The following is a 15,411-nucleotide window of genomic DNA, read 5'->3' on the forward strand; positions in this document are numbered from 1 at the left end:
GGTAATCGTATGATCAAAATCAAAAAGCGCTAAGTTCAGTTCATGATAAGTGTCTATATTATTTTTCTACATTTTAGGCACAAAAAAACCGCAATTAAGCGGTTAATTCTTCAAGTTGGTGCGCTCAGAGAGATTCGAACTCCCGACCCCTTAGTTCGTAGCCAAGTGCTCTATCCAGCTGAGCTATGAGCGCATTACTTGTGTGCTTTGCAGCGTGTTACTTTTGCAACATATTTACTTACTTGGTGCGCTCAGAGAGATTCGAACTCCCGACCCCTTAGTTCGTAGCCAAGTGCTCTATCCAGCTGAGCTATGAGCGCGCATAAGTAAAATGGCGGTGAGAGAGGGATTCGAACCCTCGGTACAGTTACCCGTACGCATCCTTAGCAGGGATGTGGTTTCAGCCACTCACCCATCTCACCGTAACAGGACGCAATAATACAAGCTTCGCTAAAACTCATCAAGTCATGAACCAACTTTTTTTCACTTTTTTGATTCATTTACCTATTTTTTAAGCAATTTTGCAGATTTAAGCGCTATTTTGTACTGAACTATTGCTAAAATAGCCACTTGAATTCTCTCTTGATGTCTATATAGACTGAAAATCACACAATCTTGCAATGATTCTCGTGCAGTCTTTGTCTGCATGACTTATGCTTAACTCTATCTGCTGATAAGAAGCCAATCGATATGATGAAAAACTGGGTCGATCCTGAAGCGAATGCTGAAGCTGAACGTTATGACAACCCGATTCCAAGCCGTACACTCATTACCAGTACACTTGAACAACTACAACAACCACAATCGCATGCCGAATTGGTTGACCATTTTAATTTACAAGATCAAAAAAGTATTGATGCCCTAAGCCATCGTTTAAGCGCAATGGTGCGCGATGGTCAATTGGGTAAAGATAATTTCAAATTTAAACTCATTGCCGACCAACCGACTTTTGATGCAACGGTATATATCAATAATAAAGGTTTTGGTTCAGCCCATATTGATGGGCAAAATGATGTTTTGCTGCCAGAACGTGAATTACGTTTAGTCTTTAATGGCGACCGCGTTAAAGTCCGTCAAACCTCTGTAGACCGCAAAGGTAAACAATGGGGCGTGATTACCGAAGTGGTGCAGCACCGTGTGAAGCAACTGATTGGTCAAGTGGCAGAACATGAAGGTGAATACTTTATTCAACCTGCCACGCCAAATCAGCACCAACCAATTACACTTGAAAAAGAGTTGATTGCTCACGCCAAAGCCAATGTGGGCGAAATGTTCCGCATCAGCATCGACACCTATCCAACGCGTGAAGAATTTGCCACAGGTCATATCGTGCAATCGATGGCAGATAAAGCCGACACCGAAATCATCATCCCACAAACCATTTTAGAATTTGGTTTACCGTATGAATTTCCTGAAGATGTCGTTGCAGACGCTGAAAGCTTTAAAGAACCGTCAGCTAAAGACCGTAAAGGGCGCATCGACCTGCGTGATTTGCCTTTAGTCACCATTGATGGTGAAGATGCACGAGACTTTGACGATGCCGTTTATGCAGAAAAGCGTCCCGGTGGTGGTTATCGTGTGGTGGTTGCCATTGCCGATGTCAGCCATTATGTGCGTTTAGAAAAACCGCTTGATGATGAAGCACAAGAACGTGGTACTTCGGTGTATTTCCCACATTTTGTTTTACCGATGCTGCCTGAAGCACTTTCAAATGGATTGTGTTCGTTAAATCCACATGTTGACCGTTTATGTATGGTCTGTGATTTAACCTTGTCTCGTGCAGGGCGTGTTACAGGTTTTGAGTTTTACCCTTCGGTGATGCATTCAAAAGCGCGTTTAACCTACACCCAAGTTGGCGACTACCTTGAAGGCAATTCTCAAGCGATTCCTGAAGATCGCGAGATTCGTAAATCGGTCAATACCTTATTCCAATTGTATCAAACCTTAAAAGATTTACGCGCCAAACGTCATGCGATGGAGTTTGAAACTGTCGAAACCTACATGACTTTTGATGAATTGGGCGGTATTCAAGAAATTTTACCGCGTACACGCAATGACGCACATAAACTGATTGAAGAATGTATGTTACTTGCCAACGTGGCAGCGGCAGAATATGCACTTAAAAATGATATTCCAATGCTGTACCGTGTACATGAAGCACCTGAGTTTTCACGTATTCAGAAAGTCAAAGACTTTGTGAAACTGTTGGGTCTTCCCTTCCCTGACCAACCGACACAAGCCGATTATCAAAAAGTCATTGATGCCACCAAAGATCGTGTCGATGCACCGACCATTCATGCAGTGCTGTTACGCTCGATGATGCAGGCCTATTATGGCGCGAAAAATTTAGGTCACTATGGTTTGGCTTATGAAGCGTATACGCACTTTACATCGCCAATTCGTCGTTACCCTGACTTGTTGTTGCATCGTGCTATCAAAGCACATTTAGAACAGAAAAAATCACCGCTTTCTGGTGCAGCCCTCGATGATGCAGGTGAGCAATTCTCTAAAACCGAACGCCGTGCCGATGAAGCATCGCGTAGCGTGACCTCGTGGTTAAAATGCCACTACATGCAACAGCATTTAGGTGAGGAATTTATTGGCCAAATTAGTGCAGTTGCCGAATTTGGTTTGTTTGTTACGCTCAAAGATTTTTATATCGACGGCATGATTCATATTAGCCAATTAGGTGATGATTTCTTTGTTTACGATATTGCAAGCCAAACCTTAATTGGTCAAAACCGTGGGCAAATTTTTGGTTTAGGTGATGAACTGAAAATTAAAGTTGCAGGTGTGAATTTAGCAGAACGTAAAATCGATTTTGAATTGCTTAGCCAAGTCACGCATGCAGGCCGCCCTGTACGCAGTCGTGCGCCACGCGTTACCAAAGCACAAGCAGTTGAAGAAATCGTTTCAAATACTACGTCAAAACAAGAGGGTGAAAAACCACCGCGTAAAAAAGAAAAGCGTAAAGATAAGTCAAACGCTTATGCCAAGAAGCCCAATAAAAAGGCCTCAGCAAAAGCAACCGATAAATCTGAAAAAGCCAAGAAAAAAACAAAAGTGAAAAAGAAAAAGTCCAATGCCAAGGCAAAGAGTGACTAACCTTTTAATCAAAATAAAGAGAGCTTCGGCTCTCTTTATTTTTATGCAATAAACTTTAAATTACTAAATTATGACTAGAAAGACCATGCAATAAGGTCTCAATCCATTTTAGACTTGATTTCTACTGATACAAGACGCACATTAAAGTTAATCTTTTTAAAATTTCTGGCAATACGATGACTTTAAGCGCAGCAACACTTCCAATTCCACAATTTGACCAAATTAAACTTGAACAACTCAAGCAAGACATTGAAACCAGCATAGCTCAAGGTCAAGAGTTTTTAGCCACACTGACCCAAGCCCCTAGCGAATTTCAGCAACAACTACATATTTTGACCCAAATGGATACGCTCGAAAACAATATGAGTGAAGCATGGGGAATTTTATCGCATCTAAATTCAGTGATGAGTAATGCGCAAACCCGCGAACTTTATCAATCGTTATTGCCGGCGTTAAGCGAGTATTACACCCAATTGGGGCAACACACTGCGTTGTATCAAACCTACCAACACGTTCACGACAGTGCTGAATTTTCAAGCCTGAGTGAGGCACAGCAAAGTGCAATTTCGCTGGCTTTACGTGACTTTAAATTGTCGGGTGTGGCTTTAGAAGGTACAGCCAAAAAACGCTATGCTGAAATTTCAGCGCGTTTATCGCAACTGTCCTCTGAGTTTTCGAATCATGTATTAGATGCCACACAAGCCTATTTTAAACCATTAAGCGATGAAGAACTTACAGGCTTGCCACAAAGCAGCGTGGAATTGCTCAAGCAATATGGTCAACAGCGTGAATTAGAGCAACCTGTTGCGACGCTCGATTTTCCTTCGTATTTGGCGATTATGACCTATGCAGCACATCGACCACTACGTGAAGAAATTTATACAGCTTATACCACCCGCGCTTCAGAGCAATCTGCGCATATCGAATACGACAATACGCCTTTGATGGAAGAAATTTTAAGCTTACGTCAAGAAATGGCAATCTTGCTTGGCTTTGCCAATTTTGCTGAATATTCATTGGCAAGTAAAATGGCACCCAATGTGACAACGGTACATCAATTTTTGGTCGATTTAGCCGAACATGCACGTGCACCTGCAAAGCAAGAACTTGCTGAGCTTAAAGCAATTGCGCAAGCTGATGGCATTGATAATTTAAAACCGTGGGACAGTAGCTATTATTCAGAAAAGTTGAAACAGCAACAATTTAATTTATCTGAAGAAACGTTGAAAGCGTACTTCCCTGCACCAAAAATTGTAGATGGCTTATTTCAAATTGCACAGCGTCTATATGGTATTGAAATTATCGAACGTCAAGCGCCTGTATGGCAAGAGGATGTCCGTTATTTTGAAATTATGGAACAAGGCAAAGTATTGGGCGGATTTTATCTCGATTTATATGCCCGCACAGGTAAACGTGGTGGTGCATGGATGAGCGGCTTCCGTTCACGTATGCAAACCCAAAATGGACTCCAACTTCCCATTTGCTATTTAGTCTGTAATTTCACACCACCTGTGGCCAAACAAGCGGCGCTGCTTACGCACGATGAAGTACTCACCTTATTCCATGAATTTGGTCACGGTTTACATCACTTGCTTACCGAAGTTGATAATATTTCTGTGGCGGGCACACATGGTGTGGCATGGGATGCAGTTGAATTGCCGAGCCAATTCATGGAGTTTTGGACATGGGACAAAGAAAGTCTTGATTTACTCAGCTCACACATCGAAAACCAAAGTGCTTTACCACAAGATTTACTCAATGCCCTATTAGCTGCACGGTTCTTCCAATCAGGCATGCAAACGCTGCGCCAAGTCGAATTTGCATTATTCGATTTAGAAATTCATAGCCATACACCTGCACTGAATGCAAAAGGCATTCAAAACACCTTAGATTCTATTCGTCAAAAATATGCTGTTATGCCAGCCACAGCAAGCAACCGCTTCCAGCATAGCTTTAGCCATATTTTCGCAGGTGGCTATGCCGCAGGCTATTATTCGTATAAATGGGCGGAAGTCTTGGCAAGCGATGCATTTGATCGTTTCGAACAAGAAGGTATTTTTAATACCAAAACAGGGAGCGAATTTAGAAAAGCTATTTTAGCTGTTGGTGGGAAAAATTCCGCTTTAGATGCTTTTGTGCAATTTCGTGGTCGAGAACCAAAAATTGATGCCTTATTGCGTCACCAAGGTTGGACGAATGCTTAAAAAAGCTTAAACTAGCGGGGTTTTAGCTTATGCTCGGAGCAGACCACATGAAAAAACGTTTTATCGCAGGTGCAAAATGCCCAAAATGTGATGCGCTTGATCGCGTGGTCATGCTTACCGAACATGAGCATGAATGGATTGAATGTATTGAATGCGGCTATAATGAAAATCGACCGACCAAAGTTGATCTTGCAGCTGCACAAAGTGCCGTACCCGATGAAATCGGTGTCATTCAATTTCGTCCTCGTTCACCTCAATAGAATTCGCGAAAACATGCCAAATCATAAAAAACCCAATCGTTTATTATTTTGGATTGTCATTGCGATTTTAGTTGCAATGTGTGCAGCACTCTTTTTATGGCGAAGCTTTGCTACATCGAAGAGTAATACGCCAGCAACTCAAACACCACCACCTGCGGAAATTACAGCAGCACCAAAAGTAGTAGAAGCATCGGTACCTGTAGATCAGTCTGCATCAGTACCAGACAGTAGTGCCTCTATGCCTCAAAGCACAGCTGCTTTAGTCGATGATGGTATCGTAACGCAAGCTATGCCAAAGAATCAGTCACTTGTTCAAGAAGAGACAGACAAACTCAAAGATATTGAGAAACAACTTAAAACGCAGCAACAAACGTTACAAGCTCAGCATCAAGATGCCGACAAGCTGATTCAGTTAAAAGAAGAACAAATTAAGTTACTCGAACAACAATTGGCACAGCAAAAATAAACTTACCAACGTCCGTTAAAATTTAATCACCCCTTCTCGGCATCGAGAAGGGAAAATCATTTTAATTCAATTTCAAATTTTGAGTATGTAATTGCGCTAAAGTTTTTAAAATTTTCCATTGAGCTAAATCAAGCTGATCTTGCCAAATCACACTCGGTTTTTGCCGAGCATCTGTCCAATACAAAACCACATATAAACGATGATCAATCACTTGCTTCAATTGACCTGTAGTTGTCTGTGCTTGACCAATGAATTTTAATGTCCAATCCGTCCCATCTAAATATGCACACTCATCCAATTTAGGAAAAGTTCGGATAAACCCATACAGCGTCAATACAAACAACATAGTTAAAATCACAATTTGCCACCAAGGCATCAACTGAACGGCCGCATAAATCAAGATTAAACCAATGCCCATTTGAAAAAACCAAGCAATTTTGCTTGGTTTTAATTTAAATATGTGCCGATTGATAGACATCGTCTTTAAGCTTTTGAATCAGTTGTTTGAGTTCTTCACGTGGTGATTCACCAACCTCCATAAACCAATCCAATAAATCAGGGTCTTCTTGCTCGACCAACTCAGCAAATAATGCTTTTTCTGCTGCATTGGCACTCAAATAATTATTTTTTACATAAGGATCAAAATAAATGTCAATTTCCTTCAAGCCACGACGAGCGCGGTAAATGACTTTACGTTCCTCTAGGGTTAACTGTTCTGTTTCGCTCATGACCCATCCACATTATTGTAAAAATCATTGAATCAGTTTAGCAAGATTGTTTAAAAACACCATGCTTATTGTTTTATCTTAAGTATTTTCCATAAAAAAGGTCGGTTTAAAAAACCGACCTTTTTTGAATAACTGTTAATTATTCTGCAGAAGCGTTAACTTCACGATCTACTAGCTCAACGTAAGCCATCGGTGCAGCATCACCTGCACGAAAGCCCGCTTTAAGAACACGTAGATAACCGCCGTTACGTGATTTGTAACGAGGGCCAAGAACGGTAAATAATTTACCAACAGTTGCAGCTGAACGAGTACGAGCAAACGCTAAGCGACGGTTTGCTACAGTATCGTTTTTAGCTAAAGTGATTAAAGGCTCAGCAACACGACGAAGTTCTTTCGCCTTAGGAACCGTTGTTTTAATTAACTCGTGCTCTACTAAAGCATTTGTTAAGTTTTGAAACAACGCCTTACGGTGGCTGCTTGTACGGCCTAATTTCACACCACTATTACGATGACGCATGGTGATAGTCCTACTTAATTAACGGCTACGATAGGCGAAACGATCGTCCATGCGTAAACTAGCTGGTGGCCAGTTTTCTAAACGCATGCCGAGTTGCAAGCCTTTCGAAGCTAAAACATCTTTAATCTCAGTCAACGATTTTTTACCTAAGTTAGGAGTTTTTAACAACTCAACTTCAGTACGTTGCACAAGATCACCAATGTAGTAAATATTTTCTGCTTTCAAACAGTTAGCAGAACGAACAGTAAGCTCGAGATCATCTACTGGACGAAGCAAAATTGGATCAACTTCTTCACGTGGCTCTTGAGCTACTGGTGCTTGATCTTTCTGAAGATCAACAAAAATTGCAATTTGTTGTTGCAAAATTGTTGCTGCTTTGCGAATCGCTTCTTCAGGATCAACAGTACCGTTAGTTTCAAGATCAATGACGAGCTTATCAAGGTCAGTACGTTGTTCTACACGTGCATTTTCTACAGTGTAAGACACACGTTTGATCGGGCTATAAGATGCATCTAACTGTAGGCGACCTACAGGACGAGTTTCACCTTCAGGGAAACGCGAATCAGATGTTTCATAACCACGGCCTTGAGAAACTTTCAAGCGCATTTTTAATGAGCCAGAAGCACTTAAAGTACCAATCAAATGTTCAGGGTTAACCAACTCTACATTATGAGGTAAACGAAGGTCAGCAGCAGTAACATCGCCTGGACCTTGTTTTTCTAATGTAAGGTATGCTTCGTTTTGATCGAACAGCTTAATCGACAATCCTTTTAGGTTCAGCAAGAGCTCGACGATGTCCTGCTGCAAGCCTTCTAAAGTACTGTACTCGTGCTCGACGCCTTCTATCTCTACTTCAACCACAGCAGCGCCAGGTAAAGAAGACAATAGAATGCGACGTAAAGCATTACCAAGAGTATGGCCAAAACCACGCTCTAACGGTTCAAGAATCACTTTTGCCGAGGTCCCGCTCACCGCTTCGACCTTGATCGCTTGCGGAGTTAGAAACTCGTTTGCAGTACGCGTCATTTATTGCTACCTCAAGGATTATTTAGAATACAACTCTACGATTAAGCTTTCGTTGATTTCAGCAGGTAGATCTGAACGATCTGGTGCAGCTTTAAACGTACCTTCAAACTTAGAATGGTCAATTTCCATCCAAGAAGGAATGCCACGTTGAGTTGCTAATTCAATTGCGTTTTTAATACGTAATTGTGTTTTAGCACCTTCATGTACAGCAATCACATCACCAGCTTTTACTTGAATAGACGCAATGTTAACACGACGGCCATTTAAAGTAATAGAACGGTGAGAAACTAGCTGACGAGCTTCTGCACGTGTAGAACCGAAACCCATACGATAAACAACGTTATCAAGACGGCTTTCAAGCAATTTCAACAAGTTTTCACCTGTTGCGCCTTTAACACGAGCTGCTTCTTTATAGTAGTTACTAAATTGACGCTCTAACACACCGTACATACGACGTACTTTTTGTTTTTCACGTAATTGTAGTGAATACTCAGATTGCTTACCGCGAGCTTGGCCATGTTGACCAGGCGCTTTAGCATGCTTTTTAGTTTTGACGTCAAACGGTTTAACGCCAGATTTTAATTGCAGGTCTGTCCCTTCGCGGCGAGAGAGTTTGCATTTTGGACCAATATAACGAGCCATGAATGTTTCTCCTTACACGCGACGTTTTTTAGGTGGACGGCAACCGTTGTGAGGAATTGGTGTCACATCGGTAATGCTGTTGATCTTATAACCCACTGCGCCTAATGCACGAACCGCAGACTCACGACCTGGACCAGGACCTTTTACAAGGACGTCTAGGTTTTTCAAACCGTAATCCAAAGCTGCTTTACCAGCAACTTCAGCAGCTACCTGAGCAGCAAACGGAGTTGATTTACGTGAACCACGGAAGCCTTGTCCACCTGAGGTGGCCCAAGCCAATGCATTACCTTGACGATCGGTAATCGTTACAATGGTGTTATTAAAAGACGCGTGAATGTGTGCAACACCTTCAGAGACGGTACGAGTGACCTTCTTGCGTGTGCGAGTATCTTTAGCCATCTTTTAGCTTCCAGAAAATCTTACTTTTTAATCGGTTTGCGCGGACCTTTACGGGTACGTGCGTTAGTTTTGGTGCGTTGACCGCGGACAGGCAAGCTACGACGATGACGAAGACCACGGTAGCAGCCTAAATCCATTAAACGTTTAATGTTCATGGAAATTTCGCGGCGTAAGTCACCTTCGGTCGGAACCTTAGCAACTTCTGCACGAATCGCATCAAGCTGTGCATCGTCCAACTCACGTACTTTAGTAGTAGTGGCGATACCAACAGCAGCTAAGATGTTCTTAGCAGTGTGGCGACCAACACCAAAAATATACGTAAGGGAGATAACAGCATGCTTGTTATCCGGAATGTTTACACCGGCAATACGAGCCATTCACTTTCTCCAAAAAGGCAGCAGAGATAATCAACCGCCCCACAAAAATCTTGAGGGGCGGATAGTAACCTAATTTGCCTACTGAAATCAACAGGTCTAGGTTAAATAATTAACCTTGACGCTGCTTATGACGAGGTTCAGCGCTGCAAATTACGCGAATCACCCCATTACGACGGATAACTTTACAGCTACCACAAATTTTCTTTACAGAAGCTTGTACTTTCATGATGAAACCTCTAAGTACGCTTATCCCTTCGGATGAGCGGTCGTTTTTCTCATGAGCGTTTGATTGTCATATTGGTGTGAGGTTAAATGTGCCTGTAATTGGGCCATAAAATCCATCACTACGACAACAACAATTAACAATGATGTACCACCAACGTTTACCGTCATATTAAATGAACTTTGTAAGATCATTGGCATTAGGCAGATCAGTGTAATATAAATTGCCCCAATAAACGTCAAACGATTGAGAATATGATCTAAATAACGAGCCGTTTGCTCACCTGGACGAATACCAGGCACATACGCTCCGCTGCGTTTTAAATTCTCAGCTACTTCTTTCGGGCTAAATACAAGCGCGGTATAAAAATAACAGAAAAATATAATTAACGCACCGAAAAGCACCAAATACAAAGTGTGCCCAGGCGACAATACCAGTGCCAATTCTTGTAATGAACGCTTCAAGAATCCTGCATCTTTGTCAGCACCACCAACCCACTGTCCTAAACTTGCTGGAAACAGCAGTAAAGAACTCGCAAAGATTGCTGGAATTACCCCTGCCATATTAATTTTTAATGGCAAATGAGTTTGCTGAGCGGTAAAAATGCGACGACCTTGTTGCTTTTGGGCATAGTTAACAGTAATGCGACGCTGTGCCTTTTCAATATAGACAATTGCCACAAGAACTGCCAATGAGATCAAACCCATTACAGCTAAACCAATTACGCTTGTTTGACTATTTTCAACTGCCGAAACTTGTTGCAACACCATATTTGGTAAATTTGCTACAATCCCTGCAAAAATAATCATCGAGATACCATTACCAATCCCACGTTCGGTAATTTGCTCGCCAAGCCACATCAAGAACATCGTACCTGCAACCAATGAACTCACCGCAGGAATATAGAATGCTAAGCCATTGGTGAGGGTAATCCCTTGACCAATTAAACCTGCACACATACCTGTCGCTTGAACAAGAGCCAAGATTAATGTGCCCTGACGCGTATATTGATTAATTTTACGCTTTCCTTGCTCACCCTCTTTTTTCAAAGCTTCGAGTGATGGAATTACTGTAGACATTAGCTGCACAATAATTGATGCAGAAATATACGGCATAATCCCCAAGGCAAGAATTGACATTCGTTGTAATGCACCACCTGAGAACATGTTAAACAAACCAAGGATTGTACCTTGGTTTGCATTAAACAATTGCTCAAGCGCAGCATTATTAATGCCTGGTACTGGAATATGCGATCCTAGTCGAAAGACCAACAATGCGCCGATGAGAAACATCATACGACGAATAATTTCACGGTATTTCACATGAAACGGTTGACCTTTCATCATGTTCACATGACCTGAAGAACTAGGAGACATAGACACTCGTATTACTCCTCGACTTTACCGCCAGCAGCTTCGATTGCAGCTTTAGCGCCTTTAGTCAATGCAACACCTTGAACAGTGAATGCACGAGTAATTTCACCAGAAAGCACAACACGCGCACGAGTTTGGTCGCGACGTACAACGTTTGCAGCTTTTAAAGTTTCTAGGCTAACAATGTCGCCTTCCACTTTAGTCAACTCAGACAAACGTACTTCAGCAGTTTTCAAAGCGATTTGGCTAGTAAAGCCGAATTTAGGCAAACGACGATAAATCGCTGTTTGACCGCCTTCAAAACCTGGACGCGTACCACCACTTTTACGTGAGTTTTGGCCTTTAACACCACGGCCACCAGTCTTACCAACGCCAGAACCGATACCACGGCCTAGACGACGATTTTCACGTTTAGCACCTTCTGCAGGCGCAAGTTCATTTAAACGCAGAGTCATGGCTTATTCCTCTACACTAACCATATAGTAGACTTTATTGATCATACCACGGTTAGAAGGAGTATCTTGCACTTCTACAGTATGACCGATGCGACGCAGACCTAAACCTTGAAGGCAAAGTTTGTGATTTTTCAAACGATGCGAAGAAGATTTAGTCTGGGTAACTTTAATCGTTTTCATGATTGATTACCCTTGAATTTGTGCTACTGAAAGACCACGTTTCGCAGCGACTTTCTCAGGAGAAGTCATATCACGCAAACCTTTGAAAGTTGCGTTTACTACGTTAGCAGCATTTGTAGAACCGTAACATTTAGCAAGTACGTTATGTACACCAGCAGCTTCAAGAACAGCACGCATTGCGCCACCAGCGATTACGCCAGTACCTTCTGAAGCAGGTTGCATATATACACGGCTTGCACCATGACGAGCATTCACAGGATGCTGTAGAGTTGTACCAGCCAAATCTACAGTGATCATGTTGCGACGAGCAGCTTCAAGTGCTTTAGAAATAGCAGCTGGAACTTCACGTGCTTTACCACGACCAAAACCTACGCGACCATTACCATCACCCACAACAGTTAATGCTGTGAAAGAGAAGATACGACCACCCTTAACAACTTTGGCTACACGATCAACGGCAACCAGCTTTTCAACAAGACCTTCGTTTTGTTCAACTTTAGCCATGATTAGAACTCCAAGCCGTTTTCACGAGCAGCATCAGCCAAGGCTTTGATACGACCATGATATTTAAAACCAGAACGGTCAAATGCAACTTTCGTTACACCAGCAGCTTTCGCGCGTTCTGCGATTAAAGCACCTACTTTAGTAGCTGCATCTACGTTACCTGTAGAACCAGCACGTAAAGAGGCATCTAAAGTAGAAGCTTGCGCTAATACTTTGCCACCATCTGCTGAGATAACTTGCGCATAGATGTGACGCGGCGTGCGGTTTACACACAAACGAGTCGCACCCAATGCACGAATGTGCAAGCGTGTGCTTTTCGCACGACGCAAACGGGTTTGTTTCTTTTCGTTCATAAGAACCTCGCGCCTTATTTCTTCTTAGCTTCTTTACGAAGAACAACTTCATCCGAATAACGAACACCTTTACCTTTATACGGTTCAGGAGCACGGTAAGAACGGATATTTGCAGCTACTTGACCCAACATCTGTTTGTTTGCAGATTTCAAAACAATTTCAGTTGCAGTTGGAGTTTCAGCAGTTACACCTTCAGGCAATGTGTAGTCGATTGGATGCGAGAAACCAAGGTTCAAATGAACAATGTTTCCTTTAACCGCAGCTTTATAACCAACACCGATAAGTTGTAACTTACGTTCAAAGCCTTCGTTAACACCTTTTACAAGGTTGTTTAATACAGCGCGAGCAGTACCTGCCTGCATCCAAGCATCTTTCGACTCTTGAACCGGAGCAAGTTGAAGTTTACCTTCTTCCTGTTTTAGCTCGACCAGCGCATGCAGGTTGAAAGACAAAGTACCTTTGCTGCCTTTCACTTCGACCTGCCGGCCGTTCTGAGTAACTGTAACACCAGCGGGTACAGTTACTGGGGCTTTAGCCACACGAGACATGAGGAATCACCTATTAAGAAACAAAAGCAATAACTTCACCACCAACGCCTGCAGCACGTGCAGCGCGATCAGTCATGATGCCTTTGCTTGTAGAAACAATTGCAATACCTAAACCTTGCTTAACGCTTGGTAGTTTATCTTTACCGCGATATTGGCGTAGACCTGGACGGCTTACACGCTTCACAGTTTCGATAACTGGTTTGCCTTCGAAATATTTTAAAGTTAAAGTCAAAGTTGCTTTGGCTTCTTCTTGAGAAACTTCAACACCAGAGATATAACCTTCTTGCTCTAATACGTTTGCAATAGCAACTTTGAGCTTAGAGTTTGGCATAGAAACAGTTTGTTTTTTTGCCATTTGTGCGTTACGAACACGAGTTAACATGTCGGCAACGGTATCTTGCATACTCATTTATAGTGCTCCTTACCAGCTTGCCTTAACAACGCCAGGTACATCACCTTGCATTACGGTATCACGTAATTTGTTACGGCTTAAGCCGAACTTACGGAAGAAACCATGCGGACGACCAGTTAAACCACAACGGTTACGTAGACGTACAGGAGATGCATTGCGTGGTAACGCTTGTAACTTCATCATCGCATCGAAACGCTCTTCGTCGCTAGCATTTACATTTGCAATAACAGCTTTTAATTCAGCACGTTTTGCAGCAAATTTAGCAACAGTAGCTTCGCGTTTCAATTCGCGATTAATCATACTTTTCTTAGCCATATCGACCTCTTATTTGAACGGGAAGCCGAATGCACGCATAAGCGCACGGCCTTCGTCATCGGTGCGAGCAGTCGTAGTGATGGTAATATCCATACCACGAATACGATCAATCTTATCAAAATCGATTTCAGGGAACATGATTTGTTCCTTAAGACCCACTGAGTAGTTACCACGACCGTCAAATGATTTCGAAGAGAAACCACGGAAGTCACGGATACGAGGGATCGCGATTGAGATCAAACGGTCTAAGAATTCGTACATGCGTTCGCCGCGTAAAGTAACTTTACAACCGATCGGCCAACCATCACGGATTTTGAAACCAGCGATTGATTTACGAGCAAGCGTAAGAACTGGTTTTTGACCAGCAATTGCTTGCATATCAGCTAGAGCACCATCAAGGAGTTTTTTGTCAGCAGCAGCTGCGCCAACACCCATGTTGATCGTGATTTTTGTGATGCGAGGAATATCCATCACATTCTCAAGACCCAATACTTCTTTTAATTGAGCCTTAAGTTCGTCGTTGTAACGTGTTTTAAGTCTGGCCATTGCCTTTTTCAACCTATTACTTCGCTACCGCCACTGATTCACCATTTGATTTGTAAACGCGAGTTTTCACGCCTTCAATCACTTGGTAACCAACACGGTCAGCCTTTTGGGTTGTAGCATTAAAAACTGCCACGTTTGAGATATGAAGCGAAGCTTCTTGAGTAATGATAGCGCCTTCAGCACCCGTTGCACGGTTTGCTTTCTGGTGCTTCTTCACTAAGTTAAGGCCTTCAACCTTAACACGGTCTTCAGAAACAGACAAAACAACACCTTGTTTGCCTTTTTCTTTACCTGCGATCACGATAACCGTATCGCCTTTTTTAATCTTAGCCATGATTGCCTCTTATAGAACTTCAGGAGCCAATGAAATAATCTTCATAAACTGTTCAGTACGAAGTTCACGAGTCACTGGTCCAAAAATACGAGTTGCAATCGGTGCTTTGTTGTTGTTTAACAATACAGCAGCATTGTCATCAAAACGGATTACAGAACCGTCTGGACGACGAATACCAAACTTTGTACGTACTACAACTGCATTCATCACGTCGCCCTTTTTAACACGGCCACGTGGAATTGCTTCTTTTACAGTAACTTTAATAATGTCGCCAACAGAAGCATAACGACGATGTGAACCACCTAGTACTTTGATACATTGTACGCGGCGAGCACCACTATTGTCTGCTACGTCTAGCATACTTTCGGTTTGAATCATTGCCCTACTCCAAAACCGAGCATCACCGGTCGCAATTTCAAAGGCACAAAGAATACCCGAAATTGA

At 42.4% G+C, this 15,411-nt stretch carries 23 protein-coding genes and 3 tRNA genes; 4 read left to right on the forward strand and 22 right to left on the reverse strand.

All coding sequences use genetic code 11. From position 1 onward, the window contains the following. Positions 1-116: 116 nt before the first annotated feature. The 3 genes from FXN70_RS05055 to FXN70_RS05065 all read right to left on the reverse strand — a co-directional run bounded on the left by FXN70_RS05055 (position 117) and on the right by FXN70_RS05065 (position 422). Positions 117-193 (reverse strand) — tRNA-Arg (locus tag FXN70_RS05055). A gap of 50 nt (positions 194-243) precedes the next feature. After that, positions 244-320, reverse strand: a tRNA-Arg gene (locus tag FXN70_RS05060). 12 nt (positions 321-332) lie between these two features. Further along, positions 333-422 (reverse strand) — tRNA-Ser (locus FXN70_RS05065). Between the two features lie 268 nt (positions 423-690). Between FXN70_RS05065 and rnr the strand changes: the two genes are divergently transcribed. From rnr to FXN70_RS05085, 4 genes are all read left to right on the forward strand, one after another. Continuing rightward, entirely contained in the window at positions 691-3,105 is a 2,415-nt protein-coding gene (rnr, locus tag FXN70_RS05070) for a ribonuclease R (RefSeq protein WP_324646404.1), read from the forward strand. Between the two features lie 176 nt (positions 3,106-3,281). After that, the gene (locus FXN70_RS05075; RefSeq protein ID WP_324646405.1) at positions 3,282-5,309 is read left to right on the forward strand and encodes a M3 family metallopeptidase; all 2,028 of its coding nucleotides are present in this window, start codon (positions 3,282-3,284) and stop codon (positions 5,307-5,309) included. 47 nt (positions 5,310-5,356) lie between these two features. After that, positions 5,357-5,569 (forward strand): YheV family putative zinc ribbon protein, encoded by a 213-nt coding sequence (locus tag FXN70_RS05080; RefSeq protein WP_324646406.1) that lies wholly within the window; start codon positions 5,357-5,359, stop codon positions 5,567-5,569. 13 nt (positions 5,570-5,582) lie between these two features. After that, complete coding sequence (locus tag FXN70_RS05085; protein ID WP_324646407.1) at positions 5,583-6,035, forward strand: hypothetical protein; 453 nt, start codon at positions 5,583-5,585, stop codon at positions 6,033-6,035. Between the two features lie 61 nt (positions 6,036-6,096). On the opposite strand, the gene FXN70_RS05090 is transcribed toward FXN70_RS05085, so the two are convergent. The 19 genes from FXN70_RS05090 to rplN all read right to left on the reverse strand — a co-directional run bounded on the left by FXN70_RS05090 (position 6,097) and on the right by rplN (position 15,345). Then, a complete protein-coding gene (locus FXN70_RS05090; RefSeq protein ID WP_324646408.1) occupies positions 6,097-6,513 on the reverse strand; it encodes a hypothetical protein in 417 nt (138 codons plus the stop codon). Next, on the reverse strand, positions 6,488-6,763 hold the full coding sequence (locus FXN70_RS05095; RefSeq protein ID WP_324646409.1) for a succinate dehydrogenase assembly factor 2: 276 nt from the start codon (positions 6,761-6,763) through the stop codon (positions 6,488-6,490). The genes FXN70_RS05090 and FXN70_RS05095 overlap by 26 nt, the downstream gene beginning before the upstream one ends. 139 nt (positions 6,764-6,902) lie before the next feature. Further along, positions 6,903-7,280, reverse strand: coding sequence for a 50S ribosomal protein L17 (gene rplQ, locus FXN70_RS05100; RefSeq protein WP_324646410.1), 378 nt, complete (start codon positions 7,278-7,280; stop codon positions 6,903-6,905). A gap of 18 nt (positions 7,281-7,298) precedes the next feature. After that, positions 7,299-8,306: a DNA-directed RNA polymerase subunit alpha gene (locus FXN70_RS05105; RefSeq protein ID WP_324646411.1), complete on the reverse strand. Its 1,008-nt coding sequence runs from the start codon at positions 8,304-8,306 to the stop codon at positions 7,299-7,301. A gap of 18 nt (positions 8,307-8,324) precedes the next feature. Continuing rightward, positions 8,325-8,948 (reverse strand): 30S ribosomal protein S4, encoded by a 624-nt coding sequence (gene rpsD, locus FXN70_RS05110; RefSeq protein WP_324625251.1) that lies wholly within the window; start codon positions 8,946-8,948, stop codon positions 8,325-8,327. A 12-nt stretch (positions 8,949-8,960) separates the two neighbouring features. Then, positions 8,961-9,347, reverse strand: a complete 387-nt coding sequence (gene rpsK, locus FXN70_RS05115; RefSeq protein WP_001040166.1) for a 30S ribosomal protein S11 — start codon at positions 9,345-9,347, stop codon at positions 8,961-8,963. A 20-nt stretch (positions 9,348-9,367) separates the two neighbouring features. Then, entirely contained in the window at positions 9,368-9,724 is a 357-nt protein-coding gene (gene rpsM, locus FXN70_RS05120) for a 30S ribosomal protein S13 (RefSeq protein ID WP_004754218.1), read from the reverse strand. 109 nt (positions 9,725-9,833) lie between these two features. Continuing rightward, a complete protein-coding gene (gene rpmJ / locus FXN70_RS05125) occupies positions 9,834-9,950 on the reverse strand; it encodes a 50S ribosomal protein L36 (RefSeq protein WP_000867907.1) in 117 nt (38 codons plus the stop codon). Between the two features lie 20 nt (positions 9,951-9,970). After that, entirely contained in the window at positions 9,971-11,290 is a 1,320-nt protein-coding gene (gene secY / locus FXN70_RS05130; protein ID WP_324646676.1) for a preprotein translocase subunit SecY, read from the reverse strand. Between the two features lie 44 nt (positions 11,291-11,334). Further along, entirely contained in the window at positions 11,335-11,775 is a 441-nt protein-coding gene (gene rplO, locus FXN70_RS05135) for a 50S ribosomal protein L15 (RefSeq protein ID WP_324646412.1), read from the reverse strand. Between the two features lie 3 nt (positions 11,776-11,778). After that, positions 11,779-11,955, reverse strand: coding sequence for a 50S ribosomal protein L30 (rpmD, locus tag FXN70_RS05140; RefSeq protein ID WP_000849088.1), 177 nt, complete (start codon positions 11,953-11,955; stop codon positions 11,779-11,781). Positions 11,956-11,961: 6 nt separating this feature from the next. Further along, positions 11,962-12,459: a 30S ribosomal protein S5 gene (gene rpsE / locus FXN70_RS05145; RefSeq protein ID WP_004650472.1), complete on the reverse strand. Its 498-nt coding sequence runs from the start codon at positions 12,457-12,459 to the stop codon at positions 11,962-11,964. Positions 12,460-12,461: 2 nt separating this feature from the next. Beyond that, on the reverse strand, positions 12,462-12,812 hold the full coding sequence (gene rplR / locus FXN70_RS05150) for a 50S ribosomal protein L18 (RefSeq protein ID WP_324646413.1): 351 nt from the start codon (positions 12,810-12,812) through the stop codon (positions 12,462-12,464). A gap of 14 nt (positions 12,813-12,826) precedes the next feature. Beyond that, positions 12,827-13,360, reverse strand: coding sequence for a 50S ribosomal protein L6 (gene rplF, locus FXN70_RS05155; RefSeq protein WP_324646414.1), 534 nt, complete (start codon positions 13,358-13,360; stop codon positions 12,827-12,829). Positions 13,361-13,373: 13 nt separating this feature from the next. Continuing rightward, positions 13,374-13,769, reverse strand: coding sequence for a 30S ribosomal protein S8 (gene rpsH / locus FXN70_RS05160; RefSeq protein ID WP_324625256.1), 396 nt, complete (start codon positions 13,767-13,769; stop codon positions 13,374-13,376). A 12-nt stretch (positions 13,770-13,781) separates the two neighbouring features. Then, a complete protein-coding gene (rpsN, locus tag FXN70_RS05165; RefSeq protein WP_324625257.1) occupies positions 13,782-14,087 on the reverse strand; it encodes a 30S ribosomal protein S14 in 306 nt (101 codons plus the stop codon). 9 nt (positions 14,088-14,096) lie between these two features. Next, complete coding sequence (rplE, locus tag FXN70_RS05170; RefSeq protein WP_324646415.1) at positions 14,097-14,633, reverse strand: 50S ribosomal protein L5; 537 nt, start codon at positions 14,631-14,633, stop codon at positions 14,097-14,099. A 16-nt stretch (positions 14,634-14,649) separates the two neighbouring features. Further along, positions 14,650-14,967, reverse strand: coding sequence for a 50S ribosomal protein L24 (rplX, locus tag FXN70_RS05175; RefSeq protein ID WP_324646416.1), 318 nt, complete (start codon positions 14,965-14,967; stop codon positions 14,650-14,652). A 9-nt stretch (positions 14,968-14,976) separates the two neighbouring features. After that, the gene (gene rplN / locus FXN70_RS05180; protein WP_004924120.1) at positions 14,977-15,345 is read right to left on the reverse strand and encodes a 50S ribosomal protein L14; all 369 of its coding nucleotides are present in this window, start codon (positions 15,343-15,345) and stop codon (positions 14,977-14,979) included. Positions 15,346-15,411: the final 66 nt, after the last annotated feature.

It is taken from the genome of Acinetobacter sp. MD2 (assembly GCF_035615575.1).
GTDB lineage: Bacteria > Pseudomonadota > Gammaproteobacteria > Pseudomonadales > Moraxellaceae > Acinetobacter.

Excerpts from the sequence above, each read along its gene's own strand:
- rplF (WP_324646414.1), bottom strand. The coding sequence starts at position 13,360 with ATGTCTCGTGTGGCTAAAGCCCCAGTAACTGTACCCGCTGGTGTTACA.
- FXN70_RS05075 (WP_324646405.1), top strand. The coding sequence starts at position 3,282 with ATGACTTTAAGCGCAGCAACACTTCCAATTCCACAATTTGACCAAATT.
- rpmJ (WP_000867907.1), bottom strand. The coding sequence starts at position 9,950 with ATGAAAGTACAAGCTTCTGTAAAGAAAATTTGTGGTAGCTGTAAAGTT.
- rpsK (WP_001040166.1), bottom strand. The coding sequence starts at position 9,347 with ATGGCTAAAGATACTCGCACACGCAAGAAGGTCACTCGTACCGTCTCT.
- rpmD (WP_000849088.1), bottom strand. The coding sequence starts at position 11,955 with ATGAAAACGATTAAAGTTACCCAGACTAAATCTTCTTCGCATCGTTTG.
- FXN70_RS05090 (WP_324646408.1), bottom strand. The coding sequence starts at position 6,513 with ATGTCTATCAATCGGCACATATTTAAATTAAAACCAAGCAAAATTGCT.
- rpsD (WP_324625251.1), bottom strand. The coding sequence starts at position 8,948 with ATGGCTCGTTATATTGGTCCAAAATGCAAACTCTCTCGCCGCGAAGGG.
- rnr (WP_324646404.1), top strand. The coding sequence starts at position 691 with ATGATGAAAAACTGGGTCGATCCTGAAGCGAATGCTGAAGCTGAACGT.
- rplX (WP_324646416.1), bottom strand. The coding sequence starts at position 14,967 with ATGGCTAAGATTAAAAAAGGCGATACGGTTATCGTGATCGCAGGTAAA.
- rplQ (WP_324646410.1), bottom strand. The coding sequence starts at position 7,280 with ATGCGTCATCGTAATAGTGGTGTGAAATTAGGCCGTACAAGCAGCCAC.
- rplN (WP_004924120.1), bottom strand. The coding sequence starts at position 15,345 with ATGATTCAAACCGAAAGTATGCTAGACGTAGCAGACAATAGTGGTGCT.
- FXN70_RS05080 (WP_324646406.1), top strand. The coding sequence starts at position 5,357 with ATGAAAAAACGTTTTATCGCAGGTGCAAAATGCCCAAAATGTGATGCG.
- rpsM (WP_004754218.1), bottom strand. The coding sequence starts at position 9,724 with ATGGCTCGTATTGCCGGTGTAAACATTCCGGATAACAAGCATGCTGTT.
- rpsE (WP_004650472.1), bottom strand. The coding sequence starts at position 12,459 with ATGGCTAAAGTTGAACAAAACGAAGGTCTTGTTGAAAAGCTGGTTGCC.
- rpsH (WP_324625256.1), bottom strand. The coding sequence starts at position 13,769 with ATGAGTATGCAAGATACCGTTGCCGACATGTTAACTCGTGTTCGTAAC.
- rplR (WP_324646413.1), bottom strand. The coding sequence starts at position 12,812 with ATGAACGAAAAGAAACAAACCCGTTTGCGTCGTGCGAAAAGCACACGC.
- FXN70_RS05095 (WP_324646409.1), bottom strand. The coding sequence starts at position 6,763 with ATGAGCGAAACAGAACAGTTAACCCTAGAGGAACGTAAAGTCATTTAC.
- secY (WP_324646676.1), bottom strand. The coding sequence starts at position 11,290 with ATGAAAGGTCAACCGTTTCATGTGAAATACCGTGAAATTATTCGTCGT.
- FXN70_RS05085 (WP_324646407.1), top strand. The coding sequence starts at position 5,583 with ATGCCAAATCATAAAAAACCCAATCGTTTATTATTTTGGATTGTCATT.
- rpsN (WP_324625257.1), bottom strand. The coding sequence starts at position 14,087 with ATGGCTAAGAAAAGTATGATTAATCGCGAATTGAAACGCGAAGCTACT.
- FXN70_RS05105 (WP_324646411.1), bottom strand. The coding sequence starts at position 8,306 with ATGACGCGTACTGCAAACGAGTTTCTAACTCCGCAAGCGATCAAGGTC.
- rplO (WP_324646412.1), bottom strand. The coding sequence starts at position 11,775 with ATGACTCTGCGTTTAAATGAACTTGCGCCTGCAGAAGGTGCTAAACGT.
- rplE (WP_324646415.1), bottom strand. The coding sequence starts at position 14,633 with ATGGCCAGACTTAAAACACGTTACAACGACGAACTTAAGGCTCAATTA.